23 protein-coding genes and 3 tRNA genes are annotated in these 19,771 nt (G+C 66.5%); 18 read left to right on the forward strand and 8 right to left on the reverse strand.

Going from position 1 to position 19,771, the window contains the following annotated elements:
- Nucleotides 1-41 precede the first annotated feature (41 nt).
- The 6 genes from sufC (at nt 42) to ICN82_RS05860 (ending at nt 4,587) form a co-directional block, all read left to right on the forward strand.
- Complete coding sequence (sufC, locus tag ICN82_RS05835; RefSeq protein WP_193180663.1) at nt 42-797, forward strand: Fe-S cluster assembly ATPase SufC; 756 nt, start codon at nt 42-44, stop codon at nt 795-797.
- Nucleotides 797-2,083, forward strand: a complete 1,287-nt coding sequence (locus ICN82_RS05840; protein WP_193180665.1) for a SufB/SufD family protein — start codon at nt 797-799, stop codon at nt 2,081-2,083. The genes sufC and ICN82_RS05840 overlap by 1 nt, the downstream gene beginning before the upstream one ends.
- The gene (locus ICN82_RS05845; protein ID WP_193180667.1) at nt 2,083-2,589 is read left to right on the forward strand and encodes a YIP1 family protein; all 507 of its coding nucleotides are present in this window, start codon (nt 2,083-2,085) and stop codon (nt 2,587-2,589) included. The genes ICN82_RS05840 and ICN82_RS05845 overlap by 1 nt, the downstream gene beginning before the upstream one ends.
- A 9-nt stretch (nt 2,590-2,598) precedes the next feature.
- Nucleotides 2,599-3,225, forward strand: a complete 627-nt coding sequence (locus ICN82_RS05850; RefSeq protein ID WP_193180669.1) for a YIP1 family protein — start codon at nt 2,599-2,601, stop codon at nt 3,223-3,225.
- Entirely contained in the window at nt 3,218-4,438 is a 1,221-nt protein-coding gene (locus ICN82_RS05855) for a cysteine desulfurase (protein WP_193180671.1), read from the forward strand. Before ICN82_RS05850 ends, ICN82_RS05855 begins: the two co-directional genes overlap by 8 nt.
- Before the next feature lie 72 nt (nt 4,439-4,510).
- Nucleotides 4,511-4,587 (forward strand) — tRNA-Arg (locus ICN82_RS05860).
- 562 nt (nt 4,588-5,149) lie between these two features.
- Here ICN82_RS05860 and ICN82_RS05865 read toward each other — a convergent pair.
- From ICN82_RS05865 to ICN82_RS05880, 4 genes are all read right to left on the reverse strand, one after another.
- Nucleotides 5,150-5,239: transfer RNA gene (locus tag ICN82_RS05865), tRNA-Ser, on the reverse strand.
- Nucleotides 5,240-5,590: 351 nt separating this feature from the next.
- Nucleotides 5,591-6,340: a helix-turn-helix transcriptional regulator gene (locus ICN82_RS05870; protein WP_193180673.1), complete on the reverse strand. Its 750-nt coding sequence runs from the start codon at nt 6,338-6,340 to the stop codon at nt 5,591-5,593.
- A 1-nt stretch (nt 6,341) separates the two neighbouring features.
- Nucleotides 6,342-6,782 (reverse strand): type II 3-dehydroquinate dehydratase, encoded by a 441-nt coding sequence (gene aroQ, locus ICN82_RS05875; RefSeq protein ID WP_193180674.1) that lies wholly within the window; start codon nt 6,780-6,782, stop codon nt 6,342-6,344.
- A gap of 96 nt (nt 6,783-6,878) precedes the next feature.
- Nucleotides 6,879-7,268 (reverse strand): RidA family protein, encoded by a 390-nt coding sequence (locus ICN82_RS05880; RefSeq protein ID WP_193180676.1) that lies wholly within the window; start codon nt 7,266-7,268, stop codon nt 6,879-6,881.
- A gap of 222 nt (nt 7,269-7,490) precedes the next feature.
- Here ICN82_RS05880 and ICN82_RS05885 point away from each other — a divergent pair, with 222 nt between their 5' ends.
- From ICN82_RS05885 to ICN82_RS05920, 8 genes are read left to right on the forward strand one after another with little or no spacing between them, the layout of a single operon-like run.
- Nucleotides 7,491-8,504, forward strand: a complete 1,014-nt coding sequence (locus tag ICN82_RS05885; RefSeq protein ID WP_193180678.1) for an ABC transporter substrate-binding protein — start codon at nt 7,491-7,493, stop codon at nt 8,502-8,504.
- Nucleotides 8,504-9,307, forward strand: a complete 804-nt coding sequence (locus tag ICN82_RS05890; RefSeq protein ID WP_226898306.1) for an ABC transporter ATP-binding protein — start codon at nt 8,504-8,506, stop codon at nt 9,305-9,307. Before ICN82_RS05885 ends, ICN82_RS05890 begins: the two co-directional genes overlap by 1 nt.
- Nucleotides 9,294-10,172 (forward strand): ABC transporter permease, encoded by an 879-nt coding sequence (locus ICN82_RS05895; protein ID WP_193180680.1) that lies wholly within the window; start codon nt 9,294-9,296, stop codon nt 10,170-10,172. Before ICN82_RS05890 ends, ICN82_RS05895 begins: the two co-directional genes overlap by 14 nt.
- Nucleotides 10,169-11,434 (forward strand): cytosine deaminase, encoded by a 1,266-nt coding sequence (locus ICN82_RS05900; protein ID WP_193180681.1) that lies wholly within the window; start codon nt 10,169-10,171, stop codon nt 11,432-11,434. The genes ICN82_RS05895 and ICN82_RS05900 overlap by 4 nt, the downstream gene beginning before the upstream one ends.
- A complete protein-coding gene (locus ICN82_RS05905) occupies nt 11,431-12,834 on the forward strand; it encodes an FAD-binding oxidoreductase (RefSeq protein WP_193180682.1) in 1,404 nt (467 codons plus the stop codon). Before ICN82_RS05900 ends, ICN82_RS05905 begins: the two co-directional genes overlap by 4 nt.
- 43 nt (nt 12,835-12,877) lie before the next feature.
- Nucleotides 12,878-13,459, forward strand: coding sequence for an NAD(P)H-dependent oxidoreductase (locus tag ICN82_RS05910; RefSeq protein WP_193180683.1), 582 nt, complete (start codon nt 12,878-12,880; stop codon nt 13,457-13,459).
- Nucleotides 13,460-14,104, forward strand: a complete 645-nt coding sequence (locus ICN82_RS05915) for an NAD(P)H-dependent oxidoreductase (protein ID WP_193180684.1) — start codon at nt 13,460-13,462, stop codon at nt 14,102-14,104.
- 57 nt (nt 14,105-14,161) lie between these two features.
- Nucleotides 14,162-14,950: a creatininase family protein gene (locus tag ICN82_RS05920; protein ID WP_193180685.1), complete on the forward strand. Its 789-nt coding sequence runs from the start codon at nt 14,162-14,164 to the stop codon at nt 14,948-14,950.
- A gap of 47 nt (nt 14,951-14,997) precedes the next feature.
- On the opposite strand, the gene ssb is transcribed toward ICN82_RS05920, so the two are convergent.
- Complete coding sequence (gene ssb / locus ICN82_RS05925) at nt 14,998-15,543, reverse strand: single-stranded DNA-binding protein (protein ID WP_193180686.1); 546 nt, start codon at nt 15,541-15,543, stop codon at nt 14,998-15,000.
- A gap of 154 nt (nt 15,544-15,697) precedes the next feature.
- Here ssb and ICN82_RS05930 point away from each other — a divergent pair, with 154 nt between their 5' ends.
- The 3 genes from ICN82_RS05930 to ICN82_RS05940 all read left to right on the forward strand — a co-directional run bounded on the left by ICN82_RS05930 (nt 15,698) and on the right by ICN82_RS05940 (nt 17,692).
- The gene (locus ICN82_RS05930) at nt 15,698-16,309 is read left to right on the forward strand and encodes a lytic transglycosylase domain-containing protein (protein WP_407943749.1); all 612 of its coding nucleotides are present in this window, start codon (nt 15,698-15,700) and stop codon (nt 16,307-16,309) included.
- Between the two features lie 140 nt (nt 16,310-16,449).
- Nucleotides 16,450-17,139 carry a hypothetical protein gene (locus tag ICN82_RS05935; RefSeq protein WP_193180688.1) on the forward strand — a complete coding sequence of 230 codons (690 nt, stop codon included), beginning with the start codon at nt 16,450-16,452 and terminating at the stop codon, nt 17,137-17,139.
- A gap of 118 nt (nt 17,140-17,257) precedes the next feature.
- Nucleotides 17,258-17,692: a CBS domain-containing protein gene (locus ICN82_RS05940; protein ID WP_193180690.1), complete on the forward strand. Its 435-nt coding sequence runs from the start codon at nt 17,258-17,260 to the stop codon at nt 17,690-17,692.
- A 24-nt stretch (nt 17,693-17,716) separates the two neighbouring features.
- On the opposite strand, the gene ICN82_RS05945 is transcribed toward ICN82_RS05940, so the two are convergent.
- Nucleotides 17,717-18,196: a disulfide bond formation protein B gene (locus tag ICN82_RS05945; RefSeq protein ID WP_193180692.1), complete on the reverse strand. Its 480-nt coding sequence runs from the start codon at nt 18,194-18,196 to the stop codon at nt 17,717-17,719.
- A 20-nt stretch (nt 18,197-18,216) separates the two neighbouring features.
- Nucleotides 18,217-18,795, reverse strand: a complete 579-nt coding sequence (locus tag ICN82_RS05950; RefSeq protein ID WP_193180694.1) for a YqaA family protein — start codon at nt 18,793-18,795, stop codon at nt 18,217-18,219.
- Between the two features lie 345 nt (nt 18,796-19,140).
- Between ICN82_RS05950 and ICN82_RS05955 the strand changes: the two genes are divergently transcribed.
- Nucleotides 19,141-19,224 (forward strand) — tRNA-Leu (locus ICN82_RS05955).
- Nucleotides 19,225-19,499: 275 nt separating this feature from the next.
- Here ICN82_RS05955 and ICN82_RS05960 read toward each other — a convergent pair.
- Nucleotides 19,500-19,709 (reverse strand): thioredoxin domain-containing protein, encoded by a 210-nt coding sequence (locus ICN82_RS05960; RefSeq protein WP_226898308.1) that lies wholly within the window; start codon nt 19,707-19,709, stop codon nt 19,500-19,502.
- Nucleotides 19,710-19,771: the final 62 nt, after the last annotated feature.

Here is a 19,771-nt window from a genome sequence, read left to right on the forward strand (position 1 = left end):
GCCCGCGACCCGGGCGACACAGATGAGGAAGAGGACGTAACATGCTGGAAATCAAGGGACTGGAAGTCAAACTTGAAGAAGAGGACAAGCAGATCCTCAAGGGCGTCGACCTGAGCGTCGAGGCCGGCAGCGTGCATGCCATCATGGGCCCCAACGGCTCGGGCAAATCGACCATGTCCTACGTGCTTTCGGGGCGCGACGGCTACGAGGTCACCGGCGGCAGCGCGACGCTCAACGGCGAGGACCTGCTGGATCTGGACCCCGAGGAACGTGCCGCCAAGGGCCTGTTCCTGGCCTTCCAGTACCCGGTGGAGATCCCCGGCGTCGGCAACATGACCTTCCTGCGCACCGCGCTGAACGCCCAGCGGAAGCTGCGCGGCGAGGATGAGATCAGTTCCACCGAGTTCCTGAAACTGGTCCGCGCCCGCGCCGCCGATCTGCAGATCGATGCCGAGATGCTGAAGCGGCCGGTCAATGTCGGCTTTTCCGGCGGCGAGAAGAAGCGCAACGAGATCCTGCAGATGGCCATGCTGGAACCGAAGATGTGCATCCTCGACGAGACGGATTCCGGCCTCGATGTCGATGCGATGAAGCTGGTTTCCGATGGCGTGAACGCGCTGCGCGACGAGGGCCGGGCCTTCCTGGTCATCACGCATTACCAGCGCCTGCTGGACCATATCCGCCCCGACGTGGTGCATATCATGTCCAACGGCCGGATCGTGAAATCCGGCGGCCCCGAACTGGCGCTGGAAGTCGAGAAGAACGGCTATTCGGACATCCTGTCGGAGGTGGCGTGATGGGCGCGCTGGCGAAACCCAGGGCGGATGCGCTGGAGGCGCGGCTGGCGGCGCTGCAGCTGCCCGAGGGCGGCTGGGCGGAGCCCGCGCGGCGCGATGCGCTGGCGCGGCTGTCCGCGACCGGCCTGCCTCAGGGCCGCGACGAATACTGGAAATACACCCGGCCCGACACGCTGAACGCGCCCGAGGCGCCCGAGGCGGCGCTGTTCGCGGGGTCCGAGACGCTGATCTTCTCGCAGCGCGAGCGGCTGAAGATCACCTTCGTGGACGGCGTCTTCGATCCCGACCAGTCCGATGCGCTGGAACTGGAAGGCATCACCATCGAGCGCCTCTCCGAGGCGGCGAACAGGGATATCCACTGGGCCAAGGACTTGTACGGCGTTCTTGAAGCGCGCGGACAGGATCCGGTGGCGCGTCCGCTGGCGGCACTGAACACCGCCTTTGCCGCGGACGGGATCCTGATCCACGTCACGGGACGCCCGTCGAAACCCGTCTCGCTGGTCTACCAGCATCGCGGCACGCGGTCCGACGCGATCCTGCACCATGTCGTGAAGGTCGAGTCCGGCGCCGAGATGACGCTTCTGGAAAACGGCCCGGCGGCGGCGCGGTTCAACAAGGTGCTGGAGGTGGATGTCGCCGATGGCGGGCGGTTCCACCATGTCCGTGCGCAGGGGCGCGACCATGAACGCCGCGCGGCCACGCATATCTTCGCCCGTCTGGGGCGGGAGAGCCTGTTCAAGTCCTTCACCATGACGGCCAACGGCGTGCTGACGCGCAATGAATGCGTGATCGAGTTCACCGGCGACGATGCGGTGGCCCATGTCGCGGGCGCCTCGATGGGCGATGGCGATTTCCATCACGACGACACGGTCTTCATCACCCATGACGCGGTGAATTGCGAAAGCCGCCAGGTCTTCAAGAAGGTGCTGAGGAATGGCGCGACCGGCGTCTTCCAGGGCAAGATCCTGGTGAAGAAGGATGCCCAACAGACCGATGGCTACCAGATCAGCCAGTCGCTGCTGCTGGACGAGGACAGCCAGTTCCTGGCCAAGCCCGAGCTGGAGATCTATGCCGATGACGTGGCCTGTTCGCATGGCTCGACCTCGGGGGCGATCGACGATGACGCGCTGTATTACCTGCGTTCGCGCGGCGTGCCGCGCCGCGAGGCGCAGGACATGCTGACCCTGTCCTTCCTGGCCGAGGCGCTTGCCGAGATCGAGGACGAGGACCTAGCCGAGGAAATCCGCGAAAGGCTGGAGGCCTGGCTGTCGCGGCGCCGCGGCTGATGGGGCTTCTGCCGGATATCGCGGCCAGCTATCGCCGTCCGGGCCGGGTGGTCCGGCGGCGGCTGGACGCTCCGGCGGCGGAAGGCCGGGCGCTGGCCTGGCTTCTGCTGGGCTGCGCGCTGGTCTATGTCGCGCAGCTGCCCCGCCTGGCGCGGGAGGCGGCGCTGTCCGGCCAGGGCGACCTTGCGGGGCAGGCCGCGGCCGAGCTGGTGCTGTGGCTGTTCTTCGCGCCGCTGGTCTTCTACGGGCTGGCGGCGCTGAGCTGTGTCGTTGCGCGTTTGGCCGGGTGGCGTCCCGGCTGGTACGGCGCCCGGGTTGCCGCCTTCTGGGCCTTCCTGGCGGCCGCGCCGCTGTGGCTGGCGCGGGGTCTGGTGGCGGTGCTGGCCGGGCCGGGGCCGGTCCTTGACGCCGTCACGGCGGCGGCGCTGGCGGGATGGCTGGTGATCTGGGCGCTTTCCCTCCGCGCGGCGGCGATGCGCATTGCCGGGCCCGGCGGGCTGGCTTAGGGGAGGGTCATGACACCGCGCCTTACCGAATTCACCCTTGGGGGTATCCTGACCCTCGTCTTGGCCACGCTGCGCGATCCGCGCGGCACCGGCCGCCAGATCCTGTCGATGCAGCTGCCGGTCCCCGTGCTGTGGCTGCTGCTTGTCACCATCGCGGTCTGGACCGCGCTTCTGGGCCAGACGGCCGCCGTCCTGCTGCTTCCGGGGGATGCGGCGGAAGGCGGCTTCACCATAGGGCCGCTGGGCGTGGCCGCCATGCAGGTCGGCGGATTGCTGGCCACGGTCCTGGCCGTGCATCATCTGGGCCGGCTGATGGGCGGGCAGGGCACGCTGGAACGCAGCCTGCTGCTGATGAGCTGGCTCGAAGTGGTCATGCTCTGCGTGCAGATCGTGCAGCTTGCCGTCCTGCTGGTCTTTTCCGTCCTGGGTGCGGCGACCCCCGGCCTGTTCGTGGTCGTCGCCAGCTTCGCGCTGATGATGTGGGTCTTCACCGCCTTCGTCGCCGAGATCCACGGGTTCCACAATCTCTGGCTGGTCTTCCTGATGATCATCGTGTCCGTCCTGGCGATCAGCTTTGTCCTGTCCCTGGTCCTGTCCATGCTGGGCCTCACCTTCACCGGAGGCGGCTTTGCCTGACATCGAAAAGATCCGTGCCGATTTCCCGATCCTGTCGCGCGAAGTGAACGGCAAGCCGCTGGTCTATCTCGACAACGGCGCCTCTGCGCAGAAGCCGCAGGCGGTGATCGATGCGGTCACCCGCGGCTATGCCGAGGAATATGCCAATGTCCATCGCGGGCTGCATTACCTGTCGAACCTGGCGACGGACCGGTACGAGGCGGTGCGCGGCAAGGTCGCTCGGTTCCTCGGGGCGCGGCACGAAGACGAGATCGTGTTCACCTCGGGCACGACGGAGGGGATCAACCTGGTCTCCTATGCCTGGGCGGCGCCGCGGTTCCAGCCCGGCGACGAGATCGTCCTGTCGGTGATGGAGCACCATGCCAATATCGTCCCCTGGCATTTCCTGCGCGAACGCCAGGGCGCGGTGCTGAAATGGGTGGAGACAGACGCTATGGGGGCGCTGGATCCGCAGCGCGTGATCGACGCGATCGGTCCGCGCACGAAGCTGGTCGCCATCACCCACCTGTCGAACGTGCTGGGCACCAAGGTCGATGTGAAGGCGATCTGCGAGGCGGCCCGCGCAAAGGGCGTTCCGGTCCTGGTCGACGGCTCGCAGGGGGCGGTGCACATGCCCGTCGATGTCGAGGAGATCGGCTGCGATTTCTACGCGATCACCGGGCACAAGCTCTATGGTCCCTCGGGCTCCGGCGCCATCTGGATCCGCAAGGAGCGGATGGCCGAGATGCGGCCCTTCCTGGGCGGCGGCGACATGATCCGCGAGGTCACGCGCGACGCGGTCAGCTATGCCGATCCGCCGATGAAATTCGAGGCGGGCACGCCCGGCATCGTCCAGACCATCGGCCTGGGCGCGGCGCTGGACTATCTGATGGATCTGGGCATGGAGACCGTCGCGGCGCATGAGGACCGGCTGGCCGCCTATGCGCGGGCGCGGCTCGACGGGCTGAACTGGGTCAATGTCCAGGGGCAGACCCCGGACAAGGCGGCGATCTTCTCTTTCACGCTGGAGGGGGCGGCGCATGCGCATGACATCTCCACCGTGCTCGACAAGAAGGGCGTGGCGGTGCGCGCGGGCCATCATTGCGCGCAGCCGCTGATGCAGCATCTGGGCGTCTCGGCGACCTGCCGCGCGTCTTTCGCGCTTTACAATACCGAGGCCGAGATCGACCGGCTGGTCGAGGCGCTGGAGCTGTGCCACGACCTGTTCGCCTGAGCGGAAAATCCTGCCGGGACAGCGATTTTTGCGATTGCATGTCCCGGCCACCACTCCTATACACCGCTGCACGCACCCATAGCTCAGCTGGATAGAGCGCTGCCCTCCGAAGGCAGAGGTCTGAGGTTCGAATCCTCATGGGTGCGCCATAAAATCAAACACTTGCAGTCTGTTCTTGATCTGGTTGCGGCCGGGTTTCGGTCGCGCGCCGCGCGGAACGCGCGCCCGGCAGCGGCATGGCCGAAGCGGGCCGCCTTCTTCTGCCTGCGCAAGCCGTTCCCGGCATCGCCCCGTTATCGCGGAATTCGAACCTGCCCGAAATCACCTCGGCTTCGGTCCCGGCGGCAGCCTCGTCCAGCGCCGCTGCGCCGGGCGGCGCATGCGCTTCTGATCTTGCGGGGGCATCAAGCCGGGCAGACAGGGGCGATCGAGGCAATGCAGGCCGCGACATCGCCCCGATCGCGAAGGTATCGCTGCGCGCGGCGGCCGGCGCCCTGTCGCGGCTCGATGCCGCGGGCCTCGTCCGGCGCGGCGATGGCAGTCTGAATGTCCTGGATATCGCCGGATTGTCCCGGGCGGCGGTGGCCGGCAAGCCCGGCCTCGGGACGCTCCGCCTCGATCGGCCAAGGCGGGCGGAAAGGTGCAGGCCGCTCCGGCGGCGCGTGCTCCGCGTCGGGCGGCACAGGCCCAGGCCACTGATATGAAATGATATGGCGGAGAGACAGGGATTCGAACCCTGGAGACGGTTACCCGCCTACACACTTTCCAGGCGTGCGCCTTCGACCACTCGGCCACCTCTCCGTGGAGCGCCTCTTAGCCCGGGCACGGCAGGGAGTGCAAGAGCCACCGGCCAAGAAAAAGCGGTAGGCGGAAAAAAAAGAAACGGCCCGGGCTTAGCCCGTGCCGCTCCTCCCGGCAGGGCGGGGAAATGGGGATGTCCCGCCTGCCTGCTTCGTCCCGGCCGGGACCATGTTCGGCCGGAGCGCGGGCCGAGGCAAGGCCGCCGCAATTTCGGCCCTGGCCCGGCGTTCCCTGGCTTTCGCCACCAGCAATCGGGAACGGGCCGACTATCCATTTTAACGCTTGGTCAAGACAGTGCGGATTTCCTGACCGGGCCGGGGGCAGGCGCCGGGACGGGCCGGTGCCCCGCGCCTACCCCTCGATGACGAAGATCTGGTTCTGGAAGGAGGCTTTCAGGACGGCCTGCGCGGTCGTGTCCACATCCAGCGCCTCGCGCGCCAGGCGCAGGTGCTTTTCGATGGTCGCGGCGGTCAGGCCCATGATCGTGGCGATGTCCTGGGTGGTCTTGCCGTCGCCGACCCATTCCAGCGTCTCGCGCTGGCGCTTGGTCAGGCTGCGCTTGGTATGGGTGAAGGGCAGGTCGATGATCTTCAGATGCGCGACGTTGTTCATCAGCACGATCTCGCGCCCGTGGCGGGCCCACATCGCGTCCAGCTCGGCCTGGGACGTGCCGCGCGCCCCGGTCAGCGCGATCGCCCCCTTCGAGCGGCGCGAGGAATTGTTGAAACTGACCGAATAGCCTGCCGTGACGCCCTGGGCGCGGTTGAACTCGACCACCTTCAGCTCGGACGGGGTCATGCCGCCGCTGGCGTCATTGATCCAGCCCCAGCTGCAGGCGCCGACATTCTCCGACGCCCATTTCACCATCGGCGCATGGAAATACATGTTCTCGCCGATGAAGCGGTCGGTATAGGCCGCGTCATGATTGGTCAGGATCAGCAGATCCTCCGGCGCGCCGAAGGAATTGGCGGTGCGGAACCGGGTGAAGCCGTAGATCAGCCGGTCGAAGCCGAATTCCGCCATGGCCTCCACATGGATCTGCCAGACCTGTTCCATCGTGTGGGCGTCGATCACCGCTTCCAGGTAATCCCTTAAGTCCATGTCACTTGCTCCTCAAATGTCCCGCCAGGGCGCGCAGGGCCAGCGGGTAGCCGGCCGTGCCGAATCCGCAGATCTGGCCAAGCGCGACCCGTCCGATGTAACTTTTATGACGAAATTCCTCGCGCGCATGGATATTGGAGACATGCAGCTCCACCACCGGCAGCGCGACGGAGGCGATCGCATCCATGATCGCCAGCGAGGTATGGGTATAGGCGCCGGCATTGATCACGATGCCGTCGCGCGTGCCGCGGCAGGCGTGGATCTCGTCGATCAGGACGCCTTCGTGGTTCGACTGGATGCAGGTGATCTCCGCCTCCAGCTCGGGTTCCAGCGCCTTGCACATCGCATCGACCTCGGCCAGCGTGGTGGCGCCGTAGACCTCGGGCTGGCGGGTGCCCAGCAGGTTGAGGTTGGGGCCGTTGAGGACGAGAAGGCGCAGCATAGATCGGTCTCCATCAGGGGGCGTGCGCGGACCTTCCGCGACCGCCGGGCGCGCCCTGACTACGCCGAAACCCGGCTTGACGCCAGAGAAACGAGGTCACGCCGCCGCCGCAAGCACTTCGACTTCCACCACGAATTCCGGGCGGGTGAAGCCCGCGACGATCACCAGCGTCGAGGCCGGAAGCCGTGTCACCGCCGCCAGCCATTCGTCGCGCACCTTCATGTAGCCCGCCATATGCGCGCGGTCCGTGACATAGGCATTGATGCGCACCGCATCGGCCGGACCCATCCCGGCCTCGGCCAGGATCGCGTCGATATTGGCAAAGCAGATGCGCGCCTGCGCCTCCGCGCCTTCGGGGACGGAGCCGTCGGCCGCCTGGCCGAGCTGGCCCGATGTCGCCACAAGGCGCTGGCCGGGGGGCAGTTCGACGCCATGGGCATAGCGGGCGAAGGGCGGGGCAATCTGGGGCGGAGAGAGGACTCGCATATCGATGTGCTGGCGCGGCGCGGGGCGTTTGGCAAGGCGGAGCGTCTGACGATGCATCATTTGCCTATACTTTAGACAGATATGACTGCCTTACCTGTGGGCAATCTGAAAAAGTCGCGTAATTCGGCATCATGCGCTTTTCCCGGACGCCGCCCCGGGCAAACCTCCGGGCAAGATCGCCGGACACGGATCCGGAAGACAGAGACAGGGAGTCCCGCAGATATGGCAAACTTCGTTCTGACCGCCGGTGCCGCCTTCGCGGTGCTGGGCACCGCCGCGGCCGCGCAGGATCTGACCGAGGTCAGCTTCGGCACCAACTGGGTCGCGCAGGCCGAACATGGCGGCTACTATCAGGCCGTGGCCGACGGCACCTATGAGGCCTGCGGGCTGGACGTGACGATCGTGCCGGGCGGGCCGCAGGCCAACAACCGCGCGCTGATGATGGCCGGGCGGATCCAGTTCAACATGGGCGGCAACATGCTGCAGGCCTTCAGCGCCGTGAAGGAAGGCATCCCGCTGGTCGTGGTCGCCGCGACCTTCCAGAAGGAGCCGCAGATGCTGATGACCCATCCCGGCCGCGTCTCCTCCTTCGAGGAACTGACCGGCCTGGACACGATGATCATCGGCGATAACGGCTTCCAGTCCTATTACCAGTGGCTGATCACCGAATACGGCTTCGATGCGGGCAAGCGCGTGCCCTATACCTTCAACCCCGCGCGCTTCATCTCCGACGAGGATTCCGCCCAGCAGGGCTATGTGACCTCCGAACCTTTCGCGGTGGAAAAGGAAGGCGGCTTCGCCCCGGATATCTGGCTGCTGGCCGATCACGGGTTTTCCACCTATGCCACGCTGATCGAGACGATGCAGGCGACGATCGACGAGTCCCCGGAGGTGGTGAAGTGCTTTGTCGAGGGCTCCGCCATCGGCTGGGCGAATTTCCTCTATGGCGACAACGCTGCGGGCATCGCCGCGATCAAGGCCGACAATGCCGAGATGACCGATGACCAGATCGCCTTCTCCATCGAGAAGCTGAAGGAATTCGGCCTGGTCGATTCCGGCGACGCGCAGGAGCTGGGCATCGGCGCGATGACCGATGAGCGCAACCAGGACTTCTACCAGAAGATGGTCGCCTCCGGCGTGATCGAGGACGGGATCGACATCGCCTCTTCCTACACGACCGAGTTCTCCAATTCCGGGGCGGCGCTGCCGGTGGTCAAGGCGCTGACCGGCAAGTGATGCAGCCGGACTTGCACCCTTCGGACGCCCCGGTCGGGGCGCGGCCGCCGCTTCTGGCGATGCAGCATGTCGACAAGGTGTTCGGCCGCGACGTGGTGGCGCTGCGCGACATGGACCTGGAGGTCGGGCAGGGCGATTTCATATCCCTGCTCGGCCCCTCGGGCTGCGGCAAGTCCACGGCGCTGCGGCTGATCGCGGGGCTGTCGCATCCCAGTTCGGGCTCCATCCGCTGGGCCCGGGACCGGGTGGATGGCGACCTGTCGGTCGTGCTGCAGGAACCGACGCTGATGCCCTGGGCAACCGTGGCGCAGAACGTGTTCCTGCCCTTCCGCCTGCAGGGGCGGCGGTTCCGCGCGGTGCGCGACGAGATCCTCGAGGCGCTGAAACTCGTCGGGCTGGAGAAATTCCAGAATGCCTATCCGCGCGAATTGTCGGGCGGCATGAAGATGCGCGTCTCCATCGCGCGGGCGCTGGTGACGCGGCCGCGGCTGATGCTGATGGATGAACCCTTCGCCGCGCTGGACGAGATCACGCGCTTCAAGCTCAATAACGACATCCTCGCCCTGCGCGAGAAGATCGGCTGCACGGTGATCTTCGTCACCCATTCGGTTTTCGAATCCGTCTTCCTGTCGGACCGGATCGTCGTGATGGCGGCCCGGCCGGGGCGGGTGATCCGCGAATTGCGGGTCGATGAACCCTATCCGCGGGGCGAAGCCTTCCGGACCTCGGCGGAATATGCCGCGCAATGCCGCGCGGCCTCGGAGGCGCTGAAACAGGCGATGGGGGCCCATGATGAGCATTGACGCAGATCACGGGTTGCAACCTGCAACCGCAGGATCCGGCCTGGTCGATGCCGAGGAACTGGCCCGGCTGCGCCGCCGCCGTGCCGAACGCATCGGCCAATGGGTGCTGCCCGCGCTGGTGGTGATCCTGACCATCATCGCCTGGGACCGCATCGTGGTCTGGGGCGGGATCCCGCATTACATCCTGCCGCGTCCGGGCCTTGTCGCCGCGACGCTGGTCGAGGACTGGCCGCTTCTCTTCGAGTCGCTTCTGGTGACGCTGCAGATCACCCTGGGGGCGCTGGCCATCGCCGTTCTCGGCGGCGTCGGCCTGGCGGTCCTGTTCACGCAGTCGCGCTGGATCGAGATGAGCTTCTTTCCCTACGCGGTCATCCTGCAGGTCACGCCGATCGTCTCGATCGCGCCGCTGATCTTCATCTATGTCGACAGCAAGATCGCAGGCCTCTTGATCTGCGCCTGGATCGTCGCCTTCTTCCCGATCCTGTCCAATACCACGCTGGGGCTGAACTCGGCCGATCACAACCTGCGCGACCTCTTCAAGGTCTATGGCGCCACCCGCTGGCAGAGGCTGCGGTTCCTGCAGCTGCCCTCAGCCTTGCCTTATTTCCTGGGCGGGCTGCGCATCGCCGGGGGGCTGTCGCTGATCGGGGCGGTGGTCGCGGAATACGTGGCCGGGACCGGCGGGATCGGCTCGGGCCTGGCCTTCCGCATCCTCGAGGCGGGCTACCGGCTGAACATCCCGCGCATGTTCGCGGCGCTTCTGCTGATCGCCCTGACGGGGATCGTCATCTTCGCCTCGCTCTCCTTCCTCAGCCACATGCTGCTGCGCAAATGGCACGAAAGCGCGATCAAGAGAGAAACATGACCAGCTTCAAGACCTTGCCGGAGGGTCCCGTGACCCTCCGGAATGTGACCGTCCCCGGTTGCATATTGCAATCACCGCAGGACCTGATCCGTACCGACCTGCATGTCGCGGATGGCCGTCTGACGGATGTGCCGGGGAAGGCGGTGGAGATGGGCGGGGCCATGGTCTTTCCCTGCTTCATCGACATGCATACCCATCTGGACAAGGGTCATATCTGGCCGCGCAGCCCCAATCCCGACGGCACATTCATGGGGGCGCTGACCACGGTGGGCCGGGACCGCGTCGCCCGCTGGAGCGCCGGGGATGTCCGTCGCCGCATGGAATTTTCCCTGCGATGTGCCTGGGCGCACGGGACCCGCGCGATCCGCACCCATCTGGACAGCCTGCCGCCGCAGGACGAGATCAGCTGGCCGGTCTTCGCCGAGATGCGCGACCTTTGGGCCGACCGGATCGCGCTTCAGGCCTCCTGCCTGGTGGCGGTCGATACGATCGATTTCGACGGCCGGTTCCGGCGCACGCTGGACCTGGTGGTTGAACATGGCGGTGTCCTGGGGATGGTGACCTATCCCTGCGCCGATCTCGAAACCCGCCTGTTGAAATTCCTGAAACTGGCCGAAGACAGAGGGTTGGACGTCGACTTTCACGTGGATGAAACGATGGATCCGACGGTCGACTCCCTGCGCAGCATCGCGCAGGCGGTGATCGCCACCGGGTTTCCGCATCGCGTCACGGTCGGCCATTGCTGTTCGCTCTCCACCCAGGACGACGCGACCGCCGCCCGCACCATGGATCTCGTGGCGCAGGCGGGCCTTCATGTCGTGAGCCTGCCGATGTGCAATCTCTACCTGCAGGATCGCGGCCCCGGCACCCCGCGCAGGCGCGGCATCACGCTGGTCCATGAATTGAAGGCGCGCGGGGTCAATGTCTCCTTCGCCTCCGACAATACCCGCGATCCGTTCTATGCCTATGGTGATCTCGACATGATCGAGGTGATGCGCCAGGCCACGCGGATCGGCCATCTGGACCATGACGCGACCGACTGGACCAACGCCTTCCTGGCCAATCCCGCCCAAGCTTGCGGTTTGCAACCACCGTCACTGGCGCTGGGGGCCCCGGCGGATCTGGTGATCTGCAAGGGGCGCGACTGGACAGAACTCTTCGCTCGCCCGCAATCGGACCGCATCGTGCTGCGCGCGGGGCGCGCCATCGACACCGCATTGCCGGACTATTCAGATCTCGACGACCTCATGGAGCCCGCATGACCCCGAATATCGCCGCCGCCAAGGCCGACCTCGCGCATCTGGAGATCGAGGAGCGCGAGGCCACGATCCGTTCCATGAGCCGCGATTTCTTCTGGTATTCGCCGGTGCTGAAGGCCCGGCTGGACCATGTCGTCGCGGATTTCGTGGTCTATCCGAAATCCGAAGACGAGATCCTTGAAATCCTGGCAACCTGTTACCGGCATGACTGCCCGGTGACGACGCGCGGTGCGGGGACCGGGAATTACGGCCAGGCCATGCCGCTGGCCGGGGGCTGCGTCATGTCGCTGAAAAATCTCAACCGGGTGAAGGAGGTCCATCCCGGCCGCGTCATCGTCGAGCCGGGCTGCCTGCTGAAGGATCTGGATGCGCATTGCCGGGCGGATAGCGGGCAGGAACTGCGCATGTTCTCCTCCACCTGGGCGACGGCGACGATCGGCGGTTTCATCGCCGGCGGCTCGGGCGGGATCGGCTCCTGCACCTGGGGGGCGCTGCGCGATCTGGGCAACATCATCCGGTTGCGGGTTGCAACCATGGAAGAGACCCCGCGGATCCTGGAATTCCGCGGCGAGGAACTGGCCCGCGTCAGCCATGCCTACGGCACGAACGGCATCATCACCGAGATCGAGATGCCCTTGGCCCCGGCCTATGACTGGGTCGATCTTTTCGTGACCTCCGACAGCTTTCCGGAGGCGGCCGCCTTCGCCCGCGACCTGGCCAAGGAGGACGGCATCCTCATCAAGTTGGCCAGCGTCTACGAGGCGCCGATCGCGCATGAGTATTTCCAGCGGGTGAAGCCGCATGTCTCGGCCGAGAGCAACCTTGTTGGCCTGATGGTGGCGCCTCACGCGATGGAGGCCTTCCTGACCTTCCTGGGGCGGCGGCCGGGGCTGCGGCTGATCTATCGCTCGGACGCGGCGGATTGGGACCGCAAGCCCGGCCCGGTCTTCGAATATGGCTGGAACCACACGACGCTGCGCGCGCTGAAGGTCGATCCGTCGATCACATACCTGCAGATCCGCTATGGCGGGACCGATCCGCTGGAAAAGGTGGAAGCGATGCGCAATGCCTTCCCCGATGGGGAGGTCATGCAGCATCTGGAAGTGATGCGGGAGAACGGAAATACCATCTTCGCCGGGCTTTCCATGGTAAAGTTCACCTCGGAACAGCGGCTGGACGAAATCGTCCGGATCCATGAGGAGGCAGGATGCCTGATCTTCAATCCCCATCGCTACACGCTGGAGGAAGGCGGTCGGCAGATGGTCGATGACCGGCAGCTGAAGTTCAAGCGCGAGGCCGATCCCAAGGGATTGCTGAATCCCGGCAAGATGATTTCCTGGGATGTGCCCGACTGGGATTATTCGCGCATGTATGCCTATGAAAAGCTCCAGGCCGCGGAATGAGGCGGTTTCCGATTGCAAGTTGCAACCTGCGGGGAGAGCGGGGATGAGCCGGGCGCTTGTGCTCTTCGCCCATCCCTGTCCCGAAAGCTTTTCCACCGCACTGCATGGCGAGGTGGTCGCCAGGTTGCAGGGAAGGGGCTGGGAGGTCGATGATTGCGATCTCAATGCCGAAGGGTTCGATCCCGTCCTGAGCGAGACGGAGCGGCGTTTCTACCACGAGGCCGACAGCGATCGCGGCGCCGTGCAGCCCTATATCGACCGGCTGATGGCGGCGGACGCGCTGGTGATGGTGTTTCCGGTCTGGAATTTCGGCTATCCCGCGATCCTGAAAGGGTTCCTGGACCGGGTCTTCCTTCCCGGCGTGTCCTTCCGGCTCGAGGGTGGCAAAGTGAAACCGAACCTGACCCATATCCGCAAGCTTGCCGCCGTCACGACCTATGGCGGAACGCGCTGGCGCGCGATCGGGGCAGGCGATCCGCCGCGCAAATGCGTGACCCGGGCCGTGTGGCACGTGACGCGGCCGGAGCGGATGCGCTATCTGGCGCTGTACGACATGAACCGCGCGGATGACGCGAGACGCCGCCGGTTCCTGCAGAAGGTCGGCCGCGAGATGGAGAGTTTTTGAATGCGCGCGCTGGTTGTCTTCTGCCACCCGGACCCGGAGAGTTTCACGGCCGGGGTCCTGGCCGTGGTGCGGGAGCGCCTGGCCGCGGCCGGGGCGGAGGTGCGCGTCAGCGACCTTTATGCCGAAGGGTTCGATCCGGCATTGAGCAGGGCGGAACTGGCCGGGTATCTGGACAGCCCGGCCAATGAGGCGCCGGTGGCCGCGGAGGTGGAGAACTTGCGCTGGTGCGACACGCTGATCTTCGTCTATCCGACCTGGTGGTACGGGCTGCCCGCGGTGCTGAAAGGCTGGCTGGACCGGGTGATGCTGCCGGATGTGGCCTTCCTGATGCCGGACCAGCACAATGCCACGATCCGCCCCGGCCTGGCCCATGTGACGCGGCTGGGGGTGTTCACCACCTGCGGGGCAAGCTGGGGGCTGACCCGTTTCGTCGGCGCGCCGGGGCGGCGCACGCTGCTGCGGGGGCTGCGGCTGCTTTGCGCGCGGCGCTGCAGGACGGCCTTCGCCGCGCATTACCTGATGGACAGTTCCAGCGCCGAAAGCCGCAGGCGGCACCTGGCGCGCGTCGCGCGGCGGCTGGACAAGTTCCTGGACATGCCAAGGGAGCGCCGCGGCATGTCGCCGGTTGCACATTGCAACCAATGAATCCGGCGCCGGTTGCAGGATGCAACCTGTGCGGAAGAGATCCCGAAGGAGACCGAGATGAGACGGCTAGACTGGGCCGAATACCGATTTGCCGAATTCGCGGAGGCCGATCCCGAGAAGACGATCGCCATCCTGCCCACCGCGGCAATCGAACAGCACGGGCCGCATCTGCCGGTGGGTACCGACATGATGATCGCGGAGGGCATGCTGGCGCGGCTGCGCGCCGCCTGTCCCGATGACCTGGATCTCCGCATCCTGCCGGTGCAGGCGGTGGGCAAGTCGAATGAGCATCTGCATGCCACCGGCACGCTGAGCCTGAGCGCGCAGACGGCCCTGGGCGCCTGGACGGAGATCGGCCTGTCGGTGGCGCGCGCCGGGCTGCGCAAGATCGTCATCGCCAATTCCCATGGCGGCAACCTGGACCTGTGTTCGATCCTGTCGCGCGAATTGCGGGTGCGCGCCGCGATGCTGGCGGTGAAGACGCAATGGATGAGCTTCGGCCATCCCGAGGGGCTGTTCAGCGAGACGGAGCGGCGCTTCGGCATCCATGGCGGCGACGTGGAGACATCGCTGATGCTGGAGTTCCGGCCGCATACGGTCGAGATGAGCCGCGCGCAGGATTTCCGGTCCAGCGCCGAGACGGCCGCCATTCCGCCGATCGGGCCGACCTCCTATGGCTGGGTCTCCACCGACCTGAACCCCGAGGGGACGGTCGGCGATGCGCGTGCCGCGACCGCGCAGAAGGGCGCGGCGATGGCCGATCACGCGGTGGCGGGGTTCATCGGCCTGCTGCGGCAGGTGCGCGACACGCCGCTGCCCCCGCCGGTGCGCGTCGCGGGGAGCTGACCCGCACATGAAAAGGGCCGCCCGGAGGCGGCCCTGAGCGGATCGGATCAGAACGGGATCTCGTCGTCGAGATCGCCGCGGCCGCCGCCGCCGAATCCGCCGCCCGAAGAGCTGCCCCCGCCATAGCCGCCGCCAGAGGAAGAGGACCCGCCGCCGCCGCCATAGCCGCCCGAGCCGCCGCCATAGCCGCGATCATCGCCGCCGTCATTTCCGTATCCGCCGCCCGAGCCGCCGCCTTCGCCGCGCCCGCCCAGCAGGGTCAGCTCGCCGCGGAAGGGCCGCAGCACGATCTCGGTGGAATAGCGGTCCTGGCCGGACTGGTCCTGCCATTTGCGGGTCTCCAGCTGGCCCTCGATATAGACCGTGGATCCCTTGCGCAGGTACTGTTCCGCGATCTTGGCCAGCGGTTCGGAGAAGATCGCCACCGAGTGCCATTCCGTGCGCTCGCGGTTCTCGCCGGTATTGCGGTCGCGCCAGCGTTCGGAGGTCGCGATGCGCAGGTTGCAGACCTTGCCGCCATTCTGGAAGGTGCGCACCTCGGGATCGCGCCCCAGATTGCCGATCAGAATGACCTTGTTCACTGACCCTGCCATGGGATCTCCCTTGCTCGTCTTGGCTGCGGCCTTCCTGTTACTAGAGCCGGTCCGGGGCGGCAAGCGATCCGGAGCCCGGCGCGGTCCGTTCCTGTGGATTCATCCCCGCCTTGTCGCTATAGTGCGCCCAAGAAACGCGGCAAGAGGCAGATCTATGCGGGCAGTGAAGCGGGCGAGCGGAGCCGCAGCGGTGGCGGCAGGCGTATGGATTGCGGCAGGCGGCATGGCCGCGGCGCAATCGGTTTCGGCGGATCGCGGCAACCTGTTCCGCCAGCAGACCAGCTTTCTCGACAAGCGCGGGGCCACGCAATACGCCTATTCCGAGAGGCTGATGCCGCAATCGGCCTGGAATGGCGAACTGAGCCTGCCCCCGGCACGCGGGGGCAATGCCAAGTACCGCAAGATCTACATGCCCATGGCCTCGGAGGCGGCGCGCCGCCACGGCATCCCCGAAAGCCTGTTCACCCGGCTGGTGCAGCAGGAAAGCGGCTGGAACCCCAATGCGGTGTCCCACAAGGGGGCGATCGGCCTGGCGCAGCTGATGCCGGGCACGGCGCGCCTGATGGGGGTGGATCCGACCGATCCGCGCCAGAACCTGGAAGGCGGGGCGCGCTATCTGCGCCAGCAATACAACCGCTTCGGGTCCTGGCGGCTGGCTCTGGCAGCCTATAATGCGGGGCCGGGCGCCGTGACGCGCCATAACGGCGTGCCGCCCTATCGCGAGACCCAGCAATACGTCACCGCCATCCTCGCCGGGCTGGGCTGATCCGGACGGAGAGGAGGGCGGAGGCGGTCCTCTCCGTGTGATCGCATCCTGTCCGTAAGTATCGCCTGGATCAGCTTCTGTGCCTTCGCCCGCACCGTACCGCGCTGCTAGAGAGGCTTCGTCAACCGATGGAGCCGCACATGACCCTGTCCTTCCGCATCGCCGCCCTTGCCGCCATTCTGGGCCTTGCCGCCGTTCCGGCCGTGCAGGCCGCGACCTGCGCCGATGAGGGATTCGCCGGGATCGTGCAGAATGTCTCGGCCACGGGCAGCGCGGGGAATTCCGGCTGCTACCTGGGCGGACGCAACAACGACACCCAGAACCCGGTCTATGCGGTGGATGCGGATGCCATGTTCGGTGCGACCGGCTGGGTGACGCTGACCAAGACCGACACCGGCTCGGGGCGCTACGAAGGCGGGAACGCCTATGGCGTGACGGTTTCGGGCAATGGCTATTCCGGCAGCTGGTCGGTGGGCAGCAGCGTCTGGGACGACTACGCCGCCTTCATGATCGTGCTGAAGGGCGGCAAGGGCGGAATGGCACCGGCCAATTACGTGGGCTATGCCTTCACCATGGCCGACGGTCTGTCCGGCAGCTATGCCTCGCCCTTCGCCAAGCGCGGCACGACCGAGATCAGCCATGTCACCGTCTACGGCATCCGCGCCGCGGATGCGCCGCAATTCGCGGCGATGAACGCCGCCTTCGGCTCGGCCGCCGCGGCCCCGGCGATGGCGCCCGCCCCCGTGCCGCTGCCCGCGGCGTCGCTGGGCCTGGTCTCGGGCCTGGCGCTGCTGGGCGGCCTGCGGCTGCGCCGCCGCCGCCGCGGCTGAGCGGGCCGGGTTTCTCGGCTCCGGGTTCCGCGCCGGCTTGACAGGTCTTTATGTCGCAGCGACTCTGGGTGCAGCAGCCATCCTGCCCCGGCAGGACGCGTCACATGGGGAGAGAAGCATGCAAGTCGGACAGATCCTGAAGTCGAAGGCCCAGAGCGGCGTCGTCACCATCACGCCGGACCAGACGGTGGGCGCCGTGGCGGAGCTGCTGTCCTCGCGCAAGATCGGCGCGGTGATCGTCTCGACCGACGGACGGCGTGTCGACGGCATCCTGTCGGAGCGCGACATCGTGCGCGAGCTGGGCCGCCGCGGCGCCATCTGCCTGGAGGACAAGGCCAGCCAGATCATGACCGCCAATCCGGTCTGCTGCGAGATCGGCGAGAATAGCGACGAGATCTTCGCCAAGATGAACGAGGGCCGGTTCCGTCACATGCCGGTCGTCGAGGAGGGCGAGATGATCGGCCTGATCTCCATCGGCGACGTGGTCAAGGCGCGGCTGGCCGAGATGGCGATGGAGAAGACCGCGCTGGAAGGCATGATCATGGGGTTCTGAGCCCCGTCTCCGGACGGCGGCGGATCAGCGCCGCCAGGCCGCGGCGAAGGTCGCGATCCACAGCGCCAGGAGCAGCAGCGAGAAGATCGCGTTGAAATTGGGCATGCTCAGCCCGGCCAGGTCCCAGGCGATCTCATCGCAGCGCACCAGCGGCGCGTTCATGATCTGGTCGAAAAGCGCGCTGCCCTCCAGCCCCTGCTGCGCCGAGGAGGTGCAGGTGGAGGGGCCGTCCCACCAGTGCCGCTCGACCCCGCTATGGAAGATCCCCAGCCCGGTGCTGACCGTCATCGCCGCGGCCCCCGCCAGCGCGCAGAGGCGCACCCGCCCGGTGGTTGCCGCCGCCACGCCCAGGATCGCGGCCAGCGCATGCGGCCAGCGCTGCCACAGGCACATGGGGCAGGGCGGGATGGCGCCGATATACTGGAAGCCGAAGGCGCCGAGCAGCAGGCCCAGCGATCCGGCGCCGGCAAGAAGCGCGGCACCGCGCGGAAGGGAAAGGGTCATAAGGTCGTCCGAGGCCGTCGTCAGAGGTACTTCACTAGGACGAAACCGCCCAGAAGCAGAATGCAAAAGATGGTGAACATCAGCCCGAGCCGCTTCTCGATGAAGCTGCGCACCGGCGGGCCGAACTTCCACAGCAGCGCCGCCACCAGGAAGAAGCGCAGCCCCCGCGCGAGGATCGAGGCGAGGATGAAGACCGGCAGCGACAGGCCGGTGGCGCCCGAGGTGATGGTGATGACCTTGAAGGGAAAGGGCGTGACCCCCGCGATCAGCACCGCCCAGGCGCCCCATTCGTTGTAGCGCTGCCGGAATTCGTCGAATTGCGCCGCCTTGCCGTAGATATCCAGCACCCAGCGGCCCAGCGATTCGAACAGCCCGTAGCCGATGTAATAGCCCGCCAGCGCCCCGGCCACGGAGGACAGGGTGCAGACCGCCGCGATCCGCCACGCGCGCTGCGGGGCGGCGATGATCATCGGGATCATCAGGATGTCGGGAGGGATCGGGAAGACGGAGCTTTCGGCGAAGGAGACGGCTGCCAGCGCCCAGAGCGCATGGCGCGTTGCGGCCAGGCTCATCGTCCAGTCGTAAAGCTTTCGGATCATACGCAGCACCGTGCTCGAACTTCCACGGTGATGCCCGCCCCGTGCCGCGCGGTCAATCCGGCAGGCTTGTGCCCTGCTGTCGCAGCAGGCCCGCAGGAAGCGGCCAATGCAGTTGACCTGACCCGGGCCGCAGCGTATCTGCGAGATCTGGGCCCGCGTGGCGCAATGGCAGATGCAGGGGCAGGCCCACGGCATTTGCCCCGAAAGGCGAATCGTTTCCGGGGCGTTGCGCCGAGCGATCGGTCCTCGGGACCGGGACAGGCCATGCGCGCCGGATCGAGCCCGACGGCGCAGCGGGCAGGACAGGGCTCCGCTCTCCGAGGCTACCGCCGGGGAGCGTCAAGTGCGGGTGTGGCGGAACGGTAGACGCGAGGGTCTCAAACACCCTTTCCGCAAGGAGTGTCGGTTCGAGTCCGACCACCCGCACCAACCGCGCCCGGCCCGCGATCTCCGGCTTTTCCACGGCAGCCTCCTGCCGCAGGCGCAGGACGTCCGCCTTGTCCGGCACCCCTTTCCCCGTCGGCGTCGAGTCCGGCCCTGTCCCGGGCCGGGGCAACCGCATGATGCAGATCCGGGAAATTGCCGCGCGGAATTCTCATCGCCGATATGCACGGCAAGGATCTGCAGCAGGGCGACGGGATCGGTGGGATCTGGTCGCGGAGGATCGTTTCGGGCAGAAAACTCACCATCCAAGTATCGATAAATTAATGGTAAAACCGCCTTGGGAGAAACCTAGGCGCCAATAATGTGCTCGCTGACGCATTAAGGCGCATGTAGTCAGGCGCCTTCTGCTCCTTCTTGCTGAAATTAATCGGCACCAGCCGGTAGTCGATCTGCGCTTCATGCAAGAAGATCAGTGGCTTCCAGCCGTTCATGGTGTTGGCGGTGTATAGAACGATATCAGGCCGCGTCATTGCTAAGCTCCACTAAGGTCGTGGCAAGGTGGGCGTCGAACCGGGCGAGGTCGGAGGCCACG

The sequence above is a fragment of the Mangrovicoccus algicola genome (genome assembly GCF_014903745.1).
In the GTDB taxonomy this organism is placed as follows: domain Bacteria; phylum Pseudomonadota; class Alphaproteobacteria; order Rhodobacterales; family Rhodobacteraceae; genus Mangrovicoccus; species Mangrovicoccus algicola.